This is a genomic window from Sphingomonas phyllosphaerae (genome assembly GCA_036946405.1).
In the GTDB taxonomy this organism is placed as follows: Bacteria; Pseudomonadota; Alphaproteobacteria; order Sphingomonadales; family Sphingomonadaceae; genus Sphingomonas; species Sphingomonas phyllosphaerae_D.
The window spans coordinates 1688308-1704505 of sequence record JAQIJC010000001.1; the positions used below are offsets into that span (position 1 = coordinate 1688308).

The 16198-nt window shown below is 68.0% G+C and carries 11 protein-coding genes and 1 tRNA gene; 6 read left to right on the forward strand and 6 right to left on the reverse strand.

The features are described 5' to 3' along the window. Positions 1–44 precede the first annotated feature (44 nt). A complete protein-coding gene (locus PGN12_08095) occupies positions 45–2660 on the forward strand; it encodes a PAS domain-containing protein (protein ID MEH3103854.1) in 2616 nt (871 codons plus the stop codon). Here the strand turns inward: PGN12_08095 and PGN12_08100 are convergent. Beyond that, positions 2598–3542, reverse strand: a complete 945-nt coding sequence (locus PGN12_08100) for a LysR family transcriptional regulator (GenBank protein ID MEH3103855.1) — start codon at positions 3540–3542, stop codon at positions 2598–2600. The two genes, PGN12_08095 and PGN12_08100, sit on opposite strands and share 63 nt — an antisense overlap. Positions 3543–3634: 92 nt before the next feature. Between PGN12_08100 and PGN12_08105 the strand changes: the two genes are divergently transcribed. From PGN12_08105 to PGN12_08115, 3 genes are all read left to right on the forward strand, one after another. Beyond that, the gene (locus PGN12_08105) at positions 3635–5731 is read left to right on the forward strand and encodes a malate synthase G (GenBank protein MEH3103856.1); all 2097 of its coding nucleotides are present in this window, start codon (positions 3635–3637) and stop codon (positions 5729–5731) included. Between the two features lie 45 nt (positions 5732–5776). Continuing rightward, positions 5777–5941: a hypothetical protein gene (locus tag PGN12_08110; GenBank protein MEH3103857.1), complete on the forward strand. Its 165-nt coding sequence runs from the start codon at positions 5777–5779 to the stop codon at positions 5939–5941. A gap of 309 nt (positions 5942–6250) precedes the next feature. Next, a complete protein-coding gene (locus PGN12_08115; protein MEH3103858.1) occupies positions 6251–9067 on the forward strand; it encodes a TonB-dependent receptor in 2817 nt (938 codons plus the stop codon). 147 nt (positions 9068–9214) lie between these two features. Here PGN12_08115 and PGN12_08120 read toward each other — a convergent pair whose 3' ends face one another. Further along, the gene (locus tag PGN12_08120) at positions 9215–10153 is read right to left on the reverse strand and encodes an alpha/beta hydrolase (protein MEH3103859.1); all 939 of its coding nucleotides are present in this window, start codon (positions 10151–10153) and stop codon (positions 9215–9217) included. Between the two features lie 265 nt (positions 10154–10418). After that, the gene (gene acs / locus PGN12_08125) at positions 10419–12347 is read right to left on the reverse strand and encodes an acetate--CoA ligase (GenBank protein ID MEH3103860.1); all 1929 of its coding nucleotides are present in this window, start codon (positions 12345–12347) and stop codon (positions 10419–10421) included. A 109-nt stretch (positions 12348–12456) separates the two neighbouring features. On the opposite strand from acs, the gene PGN12_08130 reads away from it, so the two are divergent. Further along, positions 12457–12540 (forward strand) — tRNA-Leu (locus PGN12_08130). A gap of 448 nt (positions 12541–12988) precedes the next feature. Here PGN12_08130 and PGN12_08135 read toward each other — a convergent pair. The 3 genes from PGN12_08135 to PGN12_08145 are packed head-to-tail and all read right to left on the reverse strand — an operon-like array spanning position 12989 to position 14616. Next, positions 12989–13435, reverse strand: a complete 447-nt coding sequence (locus PGN12_08135) for a cytidine deaminase (protein MEH3103861.1) — start codon at positions 13433–13435, stop codon at positions 12989–12991. After that, complete coding sequence (locus PGN12_08140) at positions 13428–14102, reverse strand: GH25 family lysozyme (GenBank protein ID MEH3103862.1); 675 nt, start codon at positions 14100–14102, stop codon at positions 13428–13430. Before PGN12_08140 ends, PGN12_08135 begins: the two co-directional genes overlap by 8 nt. 31 nt (positions 14103–14133) lie before the next feature. Continuing rightward, positions 14134–14616 (reverse strand): UPF0262 family protein, encoded by a 483-nt coding sequence (locus PGN12_08145; GenBank protein ID MEH3103863.1) that lies wholly within the window; start codon positions 14614–14616, stop codon positions 14134–14136. A gap of 84 nt (positions 14617–14700) precedes the next feature. Here PGN12_08145 and PGN12_08150 point away from each other — a divergent pair, with 84 nt between their 5' ends. Continuing rightward, positions 14701–16188: a replicative DNA helicase gene (locus PGN12_08150; protein MEH3103864.1), complete on the forward strand. Its 1488-nt coding sequence runs from the start codon at positions 14701–14703 to the stop codon at positions 16186–16188. The last annotated feature ends 10 nt before the right edge of the window (positions 16189–16198 follow it).

The following is a 16198-nucleotide window of genomic DNA, read 5'->3' on the forward strand; positions in this document are numbered from 1 at the left end:
CAAAGTTTAATGTTGGGCGCTTTGCTGACGGGATGGAGCCAGTGATGACGCGACCGTTCGGCACCGGGGACATGGCGGCGCGCATCCGCGCCTTCGACTGGTCGGCGACCGCGCTGGGCCCGATCGCGGGCTGGTCGGCCGAGCTGATGGCGGCGGTCGAGACGATGCTCGCGATGCCGCGCCCCGCGACGTTGCTGTGGGGCGAGGCGCTGCTGCAACTCTACAACGACGCCTATATCGAGATCGCGCGCGACCGGCATCCGGCGCTGCTCGGTCGTCCGGTGTGGGAGGGCTGGCGCGAGATCTACACGCAGGAGGTCGCGCAGCGGCTGGCGACCGTCTGGGCGGGGCAGGCGGTGCAGGTCGCCGGGCGCGAGGCGTCGTTGCGCGACGAGAGCGGCACCTTCCACCGCCGCACCTTCGATCTCACCTGGATTCCCGTGCGCGATGCGAGCGGCGCGGTCGCGGGCGCGTTGCAGCAACTCGTCGAGGTCACCGACCACCGCCGCGCCGCCGCGCTATTGCGCGACAGCGAGGCGCAGATGCGGATGATGGCGGCGACCGGCCGGCACATGCAGTTCCGGATGAGCGCCGATTGGGGACGATTGCTGCGGCTCGACGGGCGCGAGATGCTGCCCGATGTCGATGCGCCGATCGGCGACTGGGTGGAGCGCTTCATCCCCGACGAGGATCGCGGCGTGGTGTTCGCGGCGATCGCGGCGGCGCTCGACGGTCCGGCGATGTTCGAGCTGGAGCATCGGGTCCGCTGCGCGGACGGCTCGATCGGCTGGGTCGCGTCGCGCGCGCTGCCGGTGCTCGACGCCGAGGGGCAGGTCACCGAATGGTTCGGCAGCGGGATCGACATCACCGCGCGCCGCACCGCCGCCGAGGTCGTGCGGCGCAGCGAGGAACTGCGCCGCATCGCGCTCGACGGTGGCGGCATGGGGGCGTGGCGCGTCGATCTCGCGAGCGGCGAGGTGCGCGGCGATGTGCGCTTCTTCGCTTTGTGGGGGATGCCGGCCAGCGACGAGCCACGCGCGGCGACGGATTTCTACGGCCGGTTGTCGCCGGATGGTCTTGCCGCGGTGAAAGGCTTCGCCGCGCGTCGCATCGCGCCGGGTGAGGAGTTCGATGGCGAGCTGGAGATCGTCGCCGGCCCGACCGCGAGATGCTGGCTACGCTGGCGCGGTCGCGCCGATGGCCCGGACACGCGCATCCTCCACGGCGTCGTGTTCGACGTGACGGCGCAGCGGCAGGCGACCGAACGGCTGCGTGAGCGCGAGGAGCTGTTGCGGCTGTTCGGCGACGCCTCGCGCGACGCCTTGTGGATTCGCGACGCCGATACCTTGCGCTGGCGCTACGTGACCCCGGCGTTCCGCACGATCTACGGCCAGCGGCGGCGCGTGGTGCTAACCGGCGATCATTATCGCAACTGGCTGGCGTTGATCCTTCCCGAGGACCGCGCGCGGGTCGAGGCGGCGGTGGCGCGGGTGCGCGGCGGGGAGCATGTCACCGTCGACTACCGCATCCGCTGTGCGTCCGACGACACGATTCGCTGGCTGCGGACGACCGAATTCCCGATCCGCGATGGCGCGGGGCAGGTGGTGCTGATCGGCGGGATCACCTCCGACGTCACCGCGTCGCGCCAGGCGCGCGAGGCGGTGACGCGTAGCGAGGAACGGCTGCGCAACGCGGTCGAGGTCGGCGGCATCGGGCTATGGGACTGGAATGTCGCGACCGACGAGGTTCATTGGTCGGCCGAACACTACCGACTGCAGGGCTATCCGGTCGGTTCGGTCGAGCCCAGCTACGGCGCATGGCTGGCGCGCCTGCATCCCGACGACCGCGCCGAGGCGGAGACGCTGATGCAGGAGGCGATGGGCGGCGGTCGTCCCTATGCGCAGGAGTTTCGCGTCGTCCATCCCGATGGCTCGCTCCACTGGCATTCCGCGCGCGGTCGCTTCTTCTTCGACGAAGCCGCGCAGCCGGTGCGCATGGTCGGCGCGATCATCGACGTCACCGAACGGCGCGCCTGGACCGAGCGCCAGCAGGTGTTGATCGCCGAGCTTCAGCATCGCACCCGCAACCTGATCGGCGTGGTACGCGCGATCGCCGACAAGAGTGCGCGGTCGAGCCGTGACCTGCCCGATTTCCGCCAGCGCTTCGGCGATCGCCTGTCGGCGCTGGTGCGCGTACAGGGCTTGCTGTCGCGACTGTCCGACGACGATCGCGTCACCTTCGATAGTCTGCTCGACGCGGAGCTGGCGGCGCTCGACGGAGAGGCGACCGCGGTCACGCTCGCCGGTCCGAAGGGGGTGCGGCTGCGGTCGTCGATCGTCCAGACGCTGGCGATGGCGCTCCACGAACTCGCCACCAACGCGGTGAAATACGGCGCGCTGCGCGCGGCGGGCGGGCGATTGTCGATCACCTGGACGGTCGCGCCGGCTGAGGATGGCACGCCGTGGCTGCATATCGATTGGCATGAGACGGGCGTCGCGATGCCGCCGCCGGGCACCACGCCGCTCGGCTCGGGCGAGGGGCGCGAGCTGATCGAACATGCGCTGCCCTATCAGCTCGGCGCACGGACCTCCTTCGTGCTAGGCGTGGACGGCGTCCGCTGCCGGATCGCGATCCCGATCTCCCGCCACGCCGCCGGCTGACCACGGCGGCGGGTCGAGCGTCCGCCGCAGGAAGGCGACGAAGGCGGTCACCGCCGCCGGCACCGTCGGCGCGCGCGGGTAGAGCGCGTGGATCGCGAGGTCGCGCGGGCCCTCCCAGCCGGGCAGCACCGGGACCAGCCGCCCCGCCGCCAACGCGTCGTCGACATCCCAGATCGATCGCATCGCGATGCCGACCCCCGCCAGCGCCAGCTCTCGCACGATCTCGCTGGAATTGGTGCGGACACGGCTCTGCGCATCGATCGCCTGTCGCCGCCGGCCGTTGACCAGCTGCCACGGCCATTGCCCGTCGGCCGCGAGCAGCCGGTGCCGCACCAGGTCGGCGGGCGTGCGCGGCGCGCCATGCTCGGCGAGATAGGCGGGCGCGGCGCACAACAGCCGCGGGCTGCCGCCAAGCCGGTGCGCGGTCAGGCTCGGCGGGATGTCGCGCGCGATCCGCACCGCGACGTCGACGCGCTCGGCGACCAGATCGACATTGGCATCGGTGAGGTTCAGTTCCAGCGACACGCGCGGTGCCACGCGCAGAAAGTCGTGGAGGCGCGGCGCGATGTGCAGCCGTCCGAACGAGGTCGGCGCGGAGACGCGCAGCGCGCCGGCCGGTTCGTCGCGGATCCCTGTTACCCGTGCCTCGGCGGCGGCGATCTCCCGCAGGATCGCGAGCACATCGGCGTGGAACCGCTCGCCCGCGTCCGTCGCCGCCAACCGCCGCGTCGTCCGCTGGATCAGCCGCACGCCCAGCCGCGCCTCCAGCCGCGCCAGCCGCTTCGATGCCATCGCCGGTGAGATGCCGAGTGCGCGCGCCGCCGCGGAGAGGCTGCCCGCCTCGATGACCTGCGCGAACAGCACGTGATCGGGATCGAGCATTTGTTCTCCACAGGAAAAGGTGTTTGGAACTTTTGCCTGCTACCGACGGGATCGCAAGCCGTTTAAGGCTGTCGGTCAGGAGGATTTGGACGATGACCGACCCCTATACCGATCGCGCCGGATTGCAGGTCGCCGCCGAACTCGCCGCCTTCGTCGAGGATCGTGCACTCCCCGGCACCGGCATCGCGGCCGGCGTCTTCTGGCGCGGCCTCGCCGACCTCTACGCGCGCTTCGCGCCCGAAAATGCGGCGCTGCTCCGGCATCGCGACGCATTGCAGGCGCAGATCGACGGCTGGCATCGCGCACGCGCCGGGCAGCCGCACGATCCGGCCGCCTATCAGGCGTTCCTGCGCGAGATCGGCTATCTGGTCGCCGAGCCTGCACCGTTCACGATCGCGCCCGGTGTGGTCGACGACGAAGTGGCGCGCGTCGCTGGGCCGCAACTCGTTGTGCCGATCCTCAACGCGCGCTTCCTGCTCAACGCCGCCAACGCCCGCTGGGGCAGCCTGTACGACGCGCTGTACGGCACCGATGCGCTGCCGGGCACGCCGGCCGGCCCCGGCTACGATCCCGCGCGCGGTGCGCAGGTGATCGACTGGGCACGCGGCTTCCTCGACGAGGCGGTGCCGCTGGCGCATGGCAGGTGGCGCGACTGGGCAGGCGACCCACCCGCGCTCGCCGATCCGGCGCAGCTTGCCGGGCGCGCGGGCGACAATTGGCTGCTGCGCCATCACGGATTGCATATCGAATTGGTGATCGACCGTGTGCATCCGATCGGCCGCACCGATTCGGCGGGGCTGGCCGACGTGATCCTCGAATCGGCGCTGACCACGATCTGCGACCTCGAGGATTCGATCGCGGCGGTCGATGCCGCGGACAAGGTCGCCGCCTACGCCAATTGGCTGGGGCTGATGCGCGGCGATCTGGAGGAGACGTTCGTTAAGCATGGCGCGACGCTCACGCGTCGGCTCGCCGCCGATCGCGCCTATGTCGCGCCGGACGGCACGCCGTTCACGCTGCCGGGGCGCGCGCTGCTGTTCGTCCGCAACGTCGGGCATCTGATGACCACCCCCGCGCTGTTGCTGCCCGATGGCAGCGAGGCACCTGAGGGGATTCTCGACGCGGCGCTCACCAGCCTGATCGCCCTCCACGATCGTGACGGCGCGCGGGCCAATTCGCGCGTCGGTGCGATCTACATCGTCAAGCCGAAGATGCACGGCCCGGACGAGGCGGCGTTCACCGACCGGCTGTTCGACGCGGTCGAGGACCTGCTGGGGCTGGCGCGCCACACGATCAAGGTCGGCGTGATGGACGAGGAACGCCGCACCAGCGCGAACCTCGCCGCGTGCGTTCATGCGGTGCGCGACCGCGTCGTCTTCATCAACACCGGCTTTCTCGATCGCACCGGCGACGAGATCCACACCTCGATGCAGGCGGGCGCGATGGTCCGCAAGGCGCAGATGAAGGACAGCGCATGGATCGCCGCCTATGAGGATCGCAACGTCCAGATCGGGCTCGCCTGCGGCTTTGCGGGACGTGCGCAGATCGGCAAGGGGATGTGGGCCGCGCCCGGCCGGATGCGGGACATGCTCGAACAGAAGATCGCGCACCCGCGGGCCGGCGCCACCACCGCGTGGGTGCCGTCGCCGACCGCCGCGACGCTCCACGCCACCCATTATCATCGCGTGTCGGTCGTCGAACGTCAGACGGCGCGGGCGACCGAGCCGGTCGCGCCGCTCGACGCGTTGCTGACGATCCCGCTCGCCGCGGGACGCAACTGGTCGGAACGGGAAATTGCCGACGAACTCGACAACAATGCGCAGGGCATCCTCGGCTATGTCGTGCGCTGGATCGATCAGGGCATCGGCTGTTCGAAAGTTCCCGACATCCATGACGTCGGCCTGATGGAGGATCGCGCGACGCTGCGCATCGCCTCGCAGCATCTCGCCAACTGGCTGCATCACGGCGTCGCGACCCCTGCACAGGTCGACGCGGCATTTACACGCATGGCCGCGCGGGTCGATGAACAGAATGCCGCGGATCCGATCTATCGGCCGCTCAGATCGAACGCTTTGGCAATGCAGGCGGCACGATCACTTGTTTTCAAAGGGTTGGCGCAACCCAACGGCTATACCGAGCCGCTGCTCCACGACTATCGCCGGCGTAGTAAATTTGTTGGTGACCCATAACGGTGAACATAAGGAACGGAACATTGCGTCATCCGCTCCTTCTTCGTGGAAACGGTCATCTCTCATTTGCGCGCTCAGGCCGATCGTTACAGCCGGCTGGCGCGTCATCTCGATTCGCGGGGCGACAGTGCCTTTCTGAACTCGATGGCGGCGGGATATCGCGCGAGGGCCGAACGGGCCGCCGCCGTCGTGGCCGAATTCGGCGCCTGATCGTCCTCGGGTGAGCGACGTTCCTCGAAACCGTTGAGGGGTGGGCGCGCGGGCAGACGCGCGGGTCCGGGCAAACCGCCGAAAAATCGCGGTCACTTGCACTGAATGTCAGACAAGCTGTGCCGTTCCGCGTCGCTTCCATTCCTATTCCATGTTGCTAACAAGCTGCAATCAGGCCGCCAAATCTTGCAATTCGGCGCTTCATGAAGCCTTGATGATGTTGACGCTGCAATCCTCCCCGGATTATGTCTGATTAATAAACGCCGCGAACGGGATCGCGGAGGTGGGAGAGATGCGATGACGGCGACGATGAAAACCCTGTTCCGAACGGCGCTGCTCGCCGGAACCGCGCTGACGCCGGGTTTCGCCGCCGCGCAGGATGCACCGCTGCCGCAGGAGGCGAGCGCCGTCGCACCGACCTCGCCGGTCGCATCGACCGGACCCGCCGCCGACGACATCGTCGTCACCGGCGTGCGCGCCAGCCTTCGTTCGGCGCAGGCGCTCAAGCGCGATTCCGCCTCGATCCTCGATGCGGTCGTCGCCGAGGACATCGGCAAATTGCCCGACAACAACGCTTCGGAAGCGCTGGCGCGCGTCACCGGCGTGCAGGTCAACCGCTCGAACGACGAAGCCAATGGCGTGCTGATCCGCGGGCTCGGCGACATCAGCACCACCTTCAACAACCGCGAAATCTTCACCGCCGAGAACCGCGGCGTCGCCTTGCAGGACTTCCCCGCGGGCGCGCTCGCCGCGCTGGAGGTCTACAAGTCCGGCACCGCCGACCTGATCGAGCCGGGGCTGGCCGGGCTGGTCAACGTCCGCTCGCGCCGCCCGTTCGACTTCACCGGCTTCGAGATCGCGGGCGGCATCCGCGGCGCGTACAACGACCAGTCGGGCAAGCTCGACCCGGTCGGCAATATCCTGATCACCGACCGCTGGGACACCGGGATCGGCGAGATCGGCGCGTTGGTCAATTTCGCGATCACGCGCACCCGCTACCGTAACGCGGTCCGCTTCAACGATCAGGGGACGCGCACCGCGGCGGGTGACGCGGGCAATACCACCGACGATCTGACCGTCACCACACCGGGCGTCGGCACCGATTTCCGCATCCCGAATTCGGTCGGCAATTACTTCGCGACTGGCACCCGCACGCGCCCCTCCGTCAACGGCAGCCTGCAATGGCGCCCGAGCGACCGGCTGGAGGTCTATGCCGACGGATTGTGGCAGGCGTATCGCGGCGAACAGTCGAACGAGAATTTCACCGCGCTGCTCGAGTCAGCGACGCTGGCGCTGCCCGGCCAGACCGGGACGCGCCCGACGCTCAGCAACGTCGTGCTCGACCCCAGCGATCCGCGCAAGGTGCTGAGCCTCACCAAGACCGGCGGGCTCGCCCCGCAGCAGTTCCGCTCGAGCTTCAACGACCGCACCGATACCTATCAGGGCGCGATCGGCTTCGTATGGAAGGGCGACCGCGCGAAGATCAGCAGCGATTATGCGTATACCTACAGCACCTATTCGCAGCTCGAATACAGCCTCGACGCGCGCTTCGCCTCATCGCCGCAGGTCGATGTCGAGTTCGATCGCGACGGCGGCGCGTCGTTCAGCTTCCCCGGCTTCGACGCGCTCAACCCCGACAACTACATCTGGCGCGGCTTCTACCAGAAGCGCTACCACGCCACCGGCGGCGGGCATCAGTGGCGCGCCGACCTGCAACTCGATACCGAGCTGCCGTTGATCCAGCGGCTCGACTTCGGCGTGCGCTGGGTCTCGCGCACCGCCAAGCTGGAGCAGGGCGACCGCTATCTCGCCACCGATGCGCTCGGCATCCCGCTCGCCAGCCTGCCGACCGGCGCGCTGGAAAAGGTCGAGGATGGTTTCCGTCAGCCCGCCGCCCAATTCCGCAACTGGCTGATGCCGTCGCGCGCCTCGATCCGCTCGAACTTCGATGCGCTCCGCGCGCTCACCTATTCGGTCGGCCCGCAGCTGATCGCGCGCGATCCCAACAACGTCGACCTGCGCGACAGCGTCGCCCGCTTCGGGCAGGAAGAGATCGCGCTACGCGAGGACGGCGGGTTCAGCGCGCAGGAAAGCACCTACGCCGCCTATGCGATGGCGCGCTACGACTTCACCGTCGCCGGGATCGAGGTGGATGGCACCGCGGGCGTCCGCGTCGTCAACAACGACGGCACCTATCGCGGTACGACGCGGCTCAACACCGACAACGTCATTTCGTTCGTCTCGCAGATCAACCGCCAGAATTACGTCGACGTGCTGCCGTCGTTCGGCGCGCGGCTGAAGTTCACGCCAAAGTTGCAGGCGCGCCTCGCCTATACCGAGACGCGGACGCGTCCGAACTTCGGTCAGCTGAACCCGGCCTTCAACATCACGCGCAGCACCGTCACCGGCGGCGCGTTCGATGCGAGCGGCAGCGGCGGCAACCCCGATCTGGTGCCGCTGACCTCGAACAACTGGGACGCGACGCTGGAGTGGTATTTTGCGCCGACCGGCTCGTTCACCGCCTCGGTCTTCTACCGCGACCTGTTCGGCTTCATCAGCAACTATACGTCGATCGTCCAGGATCCGACCTACGGCCGCCTGCAAGTCTCGCGTCCCGAAAACGCCGGTTCAGGCAGCATCAAGGGCGCGGAGGCCAACTTCCAGACCTTCTTCGACTTCCTGCCCGGCCTGCTCAGCGGCTTCGGCACGCAGTTGAACGTCACCTATCTCGACGGCACCAACCAGCTGCCGTCGACGCTGGGCGAGGCGGCGCCGGTCGTGCCGATCACCGGCGTGTCGAAGTGGACGTACAATATTACCGGCTTCTACGAAAAGGGCCCGATCTCGGCGCGCCTGTCGTACAATCGCCGTTCGGAATATGTCGACAGCTTCACGCGCAATCCGGGCGAGGCGCAATTTGCGGGCGTGACGGTGCGGCCGATCTCGCGCCTCGACTTCTCGGCGTCCTACACGCCATTCGAGAATATCACGCTGACCGCGGACGTCAGCAACATCCTCGCGCAGCCGTGGCAGAACTATCGCAACTTCGCGGCCGACGCCGGCTATCCGGTCGATGTCCGCGAGGAAGGGCGCTATTACTCGCTCGGCATCCGCTTCCGCTTCTAGGTATACCGTCGCCCCTGCGAAGGCAGGGGCCTATGACTGTTTCGTTTGTCGAGACATTTGACACATGCCGGCCGGCTGCTGTGTCAACCGTCCGCGCGACGATACAGACATAGGCCCCTGCCTGCGCAGGGGCGACGGCATGTGCGATTACTGCTTCTTCGCCAGCAACCCATGCATCCCCAGCCAGCGGACATAGGCGTCGAACCAGCCGGTGCTGGTCGTCGGCTTCTGGTACATGCCGAAACCATGCCCGCCCTGTTCGTAGAGGTGGAACTCGACCGGCCGCTTCGCCGCGCGCCATTTGTCGACCAGCCCGATCCCGTCGTTGGCGAAGAACGGATCGTCGGCCGCCAGCGCGATGAACAGCGGCGGCGCGTCGGCGGGCACGTCGACCGCGCCGAGCGGGCCATAGATGTCGGCGACGAACGCCGGCTTCGCATCCCCCCCGGCCAGCGTCGTCGCCATCGTCAGCATCGCACCCGCCGAGAAGCCGATCATCCCGATCCGGTCGGGATCGACCTTCCACTCTCCGGCGCGGCGCCGGATCAGCGCGAAGGCGGCGCGCGCATCGGCGATCTGCGGCCCGAGCCGTGCGGTCATCGCGGTCGGATCGACCCGCGGGCGCGGCGCGGAACCGGAGAACATCTCGCTCATCGACTTCTCGAAGCCGGCCATGTCGGCCGGCGTCTGGTTCAGCCGGTATTTGAGCACGAACGCCGCAACCCCGCGCTTCGCCAGTGCCCTGGCGACGTCCCAGCCCTCATTCTCCATCGACAGCGTGCGGAAGCCGCCGCCGGGTGCCACCACCACCGCCGCGCCGGTCGCGGTGCCGGGCGCAGGGAGAAACGGCGTCAGCGTCGCGACCGTCACGTTGCGCGTGAAGGTGCTGCCATATTGGCGGTGCCACGCTTCCTTGTTGGGCGCATCGGGCAGCGGCCCGGTGTCGAGCGTGATCGCGGTCGGCTGCGCCGGGGTCGCGATCGGCGTCATCTTGTCGGCCTGTGCCAGTGCCGGACCTGCTGCCCCCGCGAGCAGCACCGCCGCCCAGCCCGCGACCCATCCGTTCCGAACCTCGCGCCTCGTCATGGCCATCCCTCCGTCGTTATCTTTTCGCGTCCCGCCGTGGCGAGCGAGAGAAAAGATAGCGCTAACGTTGAGCGGCTAACAAGTCGCGTCCGTGCAAAAATGTCGCCGTCTGCCGCTGGTTTAGTGCGGAAGCATCGCCCGATCAGATCAAGCCCCTCCCCCTCGGGGGAGGGGTTGGGGTGGGGCCCGTCCTCGAACGCCGACCGCGTAAGCGTCCCCCGCCCCCAGCCCCTCCCCTGAAGGGGAGGGGAGCAGCACTCCGGCCCTATTGCACCCGCTCGGCAACCAGCGTTTCGACCACCGTCGGATCGGCGAGCGTCGAGGTATCGCCCAGATTGCCGGTGTCGTTCTCGGCGATCTTGCGCAGGATGCGGCGCATGATCTTGCCCGAGCGGGTCTTGGGCAGGCCGGGCGCGAATTGCAGCGCATCGGGGCTGGCGATCGGCCCGATCTCTCCGCGGACCCATTGCCGCAGCTCGGTCCGCAGCTCTTCCGATGGTTCGACCCCGCTGTTGAGCGTCACGAAGGCATAGATGCCCTGACCCTTCACCTCGTGCGGCATCCCGACCACCGCCGCCTCGGCGACCTGCGCATGCGCAACCAGCGCCGATTCGACCTCGGCCGTGCCCATGCGATGCCCGGAGACGTTGATGACGTCATCGACGCGCCCGGTGATCCAGTAATAGCCGTCCTCGTCGCGTCGACACCCGTCGCCGGTGAAATACTTTCCCGGATAGGTGCTGAAATAGGTCTGGAAGAACCGCTCGTGATCGCCCCACACGGTGCGCATCATCCCCGGCCAGCTGTCGGTGATGCACAAATTGCCCTCCGTCGCGCCGTCCAGCACCTTGCCTTCGGCATCGACGATCTGCGGTTGCACGCCGGGCAGCGGCTTCGTCGCGGAGCCGGGCTTGAGGTCGGTCGCATAGGGCAGGGGAGAGATCAGGATTCCCCCGGTCTCGGTCTGCCACCAGGTATCGACGATCGGGCAGCGCCCGCCGCCGACGACGCGGTGATACCATGTCCACGCCTCCGGGTTGATCGGTTCGCCGACCGTGCCGAGCAGGCGGAGCGAGCCACGGTCATGGCGCGTCACCCAGTCGTCGCCCTCGCGCATCAGCGCGCGGATCGCGGTCGGCGCGGTGTAGAGGATGTTGACCCCCAGCCGGTCGATCGTCTCCCACAGCCGCCCGTGATCGGGATAATTGGGCACGCCGTCGAACATCACCGTCGTCGCGCCGTTCGCCAGCGGACCATAGACGACATAGCTGTGCCCGGTGACCCAACCGATATCGGCGGTGCACCAATAGATTTCGCCGTCGCGGTAATCGAACACGTCCTTGAAGGTCTTGGTCACCCACAGCAGATAGCCGCCGGTGGTGTGGAGCACGCCCTTGGGCTTGCCCGTCGACCCGCTGGTGTAAAGGATGAACAAAGGATCCTCGGCGTTCATCGGCTCGGGCGCGCAATCGTCGTCGACGCCCTCCAGCGCATCGTGCAGCCAGATGTCGCGACCCTCGGTCATCGCCACGTCGCCGCCGGTGCGGCGGATGACGAGCACATGCTCGACGCTCGGGCAGCGCGCGACTGCCTTGTCGACATTGGCCTTGAGCGGAATCCGCTTGCCGCCGCGACACCCTTCGTCGGCGCAGATCACCAACGTCGAATCGCAATCCTGGATGCGATTAGCGAGGCTGTCGGGGGAGAAGCCGCCGAATACGATCGAGTGGATCGCGCCGATCCGCGTACAGGCGAGCATCGCCGCCGCCGCCTCCGCGACCATCGGCAGGTAGAGCGTGACGCGGTCGCCCTTCTTGACCCCGAGCGATTTCAGGACGTTGGCGAAGCGGCACATGTCGCGGTGCAGCTCGCGATAGGTCAGCGTCTTCGTCTCGCCGGGCTCGTCGCCCTCCCAGATGATCGCGATCTGGTCGCCGCGTGTTTCCAGGTGGCGGTCGACGCAATTGGCCGAGACGTTGAGCACGCCGTCCGCGAACCAGCGGATGCGGAAGTCGGCCTCGTCGAACGACGTGTCCTTGACCTGCGTAAACGGCGCGATCCAGTCGAGCCGCTGCGCTTCCTCGCGCCAATAGCTCTCGGGGTCGTCGACCGAGCGTTGCCACGCCGCCGCGGCCTGCGCGCGGTCGATGCTGTTTTCGGTGCCTGCGGGGGCGGGGTACACGCTATCGCTCATGCAGCTCTCCTATGGCGATCTGCGATGACGCCTAAGCGGGTGATGGGTCAAGACAGCGACAGCTAGCCAGCGGCGAAATGCTGTCCTATAGCGCCGCCGGTCGCACGCTGCGGGCGTGGCGAAATGGTAGACGCAGCAGACTCAAAATCTGCCGTAGCAATACATGTCGGTTCGAGTCCGACCGCCCGCACCACCTTAAATCAAAGACTCCGGTCGCCCCTGCGCAGGCAGGGGCCCATGTCTGTGCCGTGCAGCGCGGCGGCGGTCACGAGGGCGGCGGCGCATGTGTCAGCCCGTCCCACCCGGACGAAATAGTCATAGGCCCCTGCCTCCGCAGGGGCGACGGCAGTCGTGGCCACCCCCGCCCGCCGCAAACCGCCGTCGCCCCTGCGCCGGCAGGGGCCCATGTCTGTGCCGTGCAGCGCGGCGGCGGTCACAGGGGCGGCGGCGCATGTGTCAGCCACGCCACCCGGACGGTACAGCGATAAGCCCCAACCTTCGCAGGACCGAAGCGAGATCACCATCCGATCCGTTCGCACTGAGCTTGTCGAAGTGCGTGTCGCAGGCGCTCCGCCCTGCCCACGTGCTTCGACAGGCTCAGCACGAACGGGGCAGGTGGTTCAGCCGTCCTGCGGCCCGTGTCACGAAATCCCCAAATCTCCCGGCCCGAACGCATCGGGCAGCAACTCGCTCAGCCGGTAGCTCGCCACCGCATCGCCCTCGGCGCCTGCGCAATGCACCGCCAGATCGCGCCCGCCGAGCTGCGCCGCCTCGTTGAGCACCTGCCGGCACCGCCCGCACGGCCGCACCGGCTCTGCGCCGCGCGCGTGCCCCGCGGCGTCCATCGCGCCGCCGATCACCCCCACCGCGACGACCTCGCGCAGCCGCCCCTGCGCGGAAACGGTCGCGATCGCCACCGTCTCGGCGCACAGCGACAGGCCGTAGCTGGCATTCTCGACATTCGCCCCCGTCACGATGCTGCCATCGGCCAGCAGCACCGCCGCGCCGACCGCGAACCGCGAATAGGGTGCATGGGCATGGCGCGCCGCTTCACGTGCGCTGGCGATCAGCCGGGGGGCGTCACTCATCGTCGAAGGCTCCTTCCACCGCCACATTCCAGTCGACCGGCCCATCGACCCCGTCGACGCCGCGCATGTCGTTTGCGCGCCACACGGCCCACGGCCGAGCGCCATAGCCCGGCTTCAGGAAATTGCCCATCGCCCACCACTTACGGTCGAGCGCCTCGGTCAGCCGGTAATCGTCCTCGACGTCTTCCGAGATGCGCAGCACCACCGGCTTGCCCATATGCGCCTCGATCCGCTCGATCATCGCGCGCACGCCCGTGATCAGCGCGGCGCGGTCGGGTCGGTCGGGGCAGGTCGGGTCATAATCGAACGCGATCGCGGCCGGCAGCGCCTTCAGGTCGCGCGGCACGACGGTGTTGAAGACGTCGCCCTGCACGCGCGGCGACTGGCAGAAGGAGAAGACGTGCACCGCGCCGCGCTTCAGCCCGACCTTGGCCATCGCGTCCCAGTTCGCCTGGAAGTTGCGGTCGCGCGTCGTGGCACCGACCGTCGCCACCGCATAGCCGAAGCGTGCGCCCGCGGTCCCCTTGAGCACCGGCCACACGATCGTGCCGGTATTTTCGGACACGTCGACGCCCTGAACCGCATATTTGTCGCTCCCCGGCGCCCAGCGAACCGCGAGCCGCCACCCCGCCACGCCGGCCAGCGCCAACGCGGCCAGAACCAGCACGAGCCGTCCCAAACCCCACATATTCCTTAACTCAAGCCTTGATGTGCAGGACGCAGATCAGCGTGAACAGCCGCCGCGCCGTGTCGAAATCGATATCGATCTTGCCGTCCAGCCGCTCGCGCAGCAGCTCGGCCGCCTCGTTGTGGATCCCGCGCCGCGCCATGTCGACCGTCTCGATCTGTGCCGGTGTCGACTGGCGGATCGCCTGGAAGTAGCTGTCGCAGATCGCGAAATAGTCGCGGATCGGCCGCCGGAACCGCGCCAGCCCCAGCACCAGCGTCTCCAGCGACGTACCATCCTCGCGCGCGATCTGGATCGCCAGCCGGCCTTCCTCGACGCCCAGCTTGACCCGGTACGGCCCGGCATAGCCGTCGGGCTGGTCGCGTTGCGGCGCGAAGTGATTGTCCTCGATCAGGTCGAAGATCGCGATCCGCCGTTCCTGCTCGATATCGGCCGAGCGCCACAGGATCGTGCGCTCGTCGAGTTCGATGTCGATGATCCGCGGATCGGCCATCCGTGTCCCGTTAAAGCCGAAGTCGCGCCGCGACAACGTCGATCCCGGTTATGCGGCACGCCGCGATCGACTATAGCCGGGAAAATGGCGACTCTGGCATTCCCGCAACCGGCTTCGGCCGAACCCGTCCTTCTGCCCCGCAACGTTGAGGCGGAGGCCGCGATGCTCGGCGCGATGATGATCGACAACCGGCTGGCCGACGACATCGTCGACCGGCTGGAGCCGATGCATTTCTACGAGCCCGTCCACGGCCGGATCTTCGCCGCGATCAAGTCGCTGCGATCGCAGGACATGCTCGCCACCCCCGTCACGCTGCGCCCGATGTTCGAGGCGGACGAGGGGATGAAGGAGCTGGGCGGGGTCGCCTATCTCGCCAGCCTGACCGGGTCGGGCGCGGGGCTGATCGGCGCGCGGCAGTTCGCGACGCAGATCTACGATCTCGCGATGTTGCGCACGCTCGTCTCGGTCGGCCATTCGATGGTCGACCGCGCGATGGACACCAGCGAGGAGGTCAACCCGCGCGCGCAGATCGAGGCCGCCGAGGAGGAATTGTACCGCGTCGCGGCCGACGGCGGTGCCGAGAACAGCGTCAAGAGCTTCGCGCAGGCCAGCACGATGGCGGTCAAGATGGCCGAGAAGGCGCTCAACTGGGGCGGGAATCTCAGCGGCGTCACCACCGGGCTCGACACCGTCAACGCCAAGATCGGCGGTATGCACCATTCGGACTTGATGATCCTCGCCGGCCGCCCCGGCATGGGCAAGACCTCGCTGGCCACCAACATCGCCTTCAACGCCGCGCAACGCTGGATGCGCGACATGCGCGATGGCATCCCGCCCTCCAAGTCGGTCGGCGCGAAGGTCGCGTTCTTCAGCCTCGAAATGAGCGCGGACCAGCTCGCGACGCGTATCCTCGCCGAACAGTCGCGGATCAGTTCCGAGGCGCTACGCATGGGCAAGATCAGCAAGGCCGAGTTCGAGCAGCTCGCGGCGGCGGCGGCGGAGCTGGAGAATCTGCCATTCTTCATCGACGATACCGGCGGCCTGACGATCGCCTCGCTCCACACCCGCGTCCGCCGGCTCCAGCGCCGGCACAACAACGAGATCGGGCTGGTGGTGGTCGACTATCTCCAGCTGCTGACCGGCTCGGGCAAGGGCGACGGCAACCGCGTGCAGGAAATCTCGGAGATCTCGCGCGGGCTCAAGACGCTGGCGAAGGACATGAACGTGCCGGTGCTGGCGCTGTCGCAGCTCAGCCGTGCGGTCGAAAGCCGCGAGGACAAGCGCCCGATGCTCTCGGACCTGCGCGAATCGGGGTCGATCGAGCAGGACGCCGACATGGTGTGGTTCGTGTTTCGCGAGGATTATTACACCGCGCAGCGCGAGCCGAAGCGCCCGATGGAAGGCGACGAAGCCAAAGTGTTCGAGGATCACGCGCGCTGGGCCGCCGATATGGAGCGCGTCTACGGCCTCGCCGAGCTAATCGTCGCCAAGCAGCGCCACGGCGCGACCGGCAAGGTGGTGCTGAAGTTCGATCCCACGATCACGCGCTTCTCGGATTACGCGGGGTTTTAGGGCGCGATCC

Excerpts from the sequence above, each read along its gene's own strand:
- PGN12_08095 (MEH3103854.1), top strand. The coding sequence starts at position 45 with ATGACGCGACCGTTCGGCACCGGGGACATGGCGGCGCGCATCCGCGCC.
- PGN12_08100 (MEH3103855.1), bottom strand. The coding sequence starts at position 3,542 with ATGCTCGATCCCGATCACGTGCTGTTCGCGCAGGTCATCGAGGCGGGC.
- PGN12_08105 (MEH3103856.1), top strand. The coding sequence starts at position 3,635 with ATGACCGACCCCTATACCGATCGCGCCGGATTGCAGGTCGCCGCCGAA.
- PGN12_08115 (MEH3103858.1), top strand. The coding sequence starts at position 6,251 with ATGAAAACCCTGTTCCGAACGGCGCTGCTCGCCGGAACCGCGCTGACG.
- PGN12_08120 (MEH3103859.1), bottom strand. The coding sequence starts at position 10,153 with ATGACGAGGCGCGAGGTTCGGAACGGATGGGTCGCGGGCTGGGCGGCG.
- acs (MEH3103860.1), bottom strand. The coding sequence starts at position 12,347 with ATGAGCGATAGCGTGTACCCCGCCCCCGCAGGCACCGAAAACAGCATC.
- PGN12_08135 (MEH3103861.1), bottom strand. The coding sequence starts at position 13,435 with ATGAGTGACGCCCCCCGGCTGATCGCCAGCGCACGTGAAGCGGCGCGC.
- PGN12_08145 (MEH3103863.1), bottom strand. The coding sequence starts at position 14,616 with ATGGCCGATCCGCGGATCATCGACATCGAACTCGACGAGCGCACGATC.
- PGN12_08150 (MEH3103864.1), top strand. The coding sequence starts at position 14,701 with ATGGCGACTCTGGCATTCCCGCAACCGGCTTCGGCCGAACCCGTCCTT.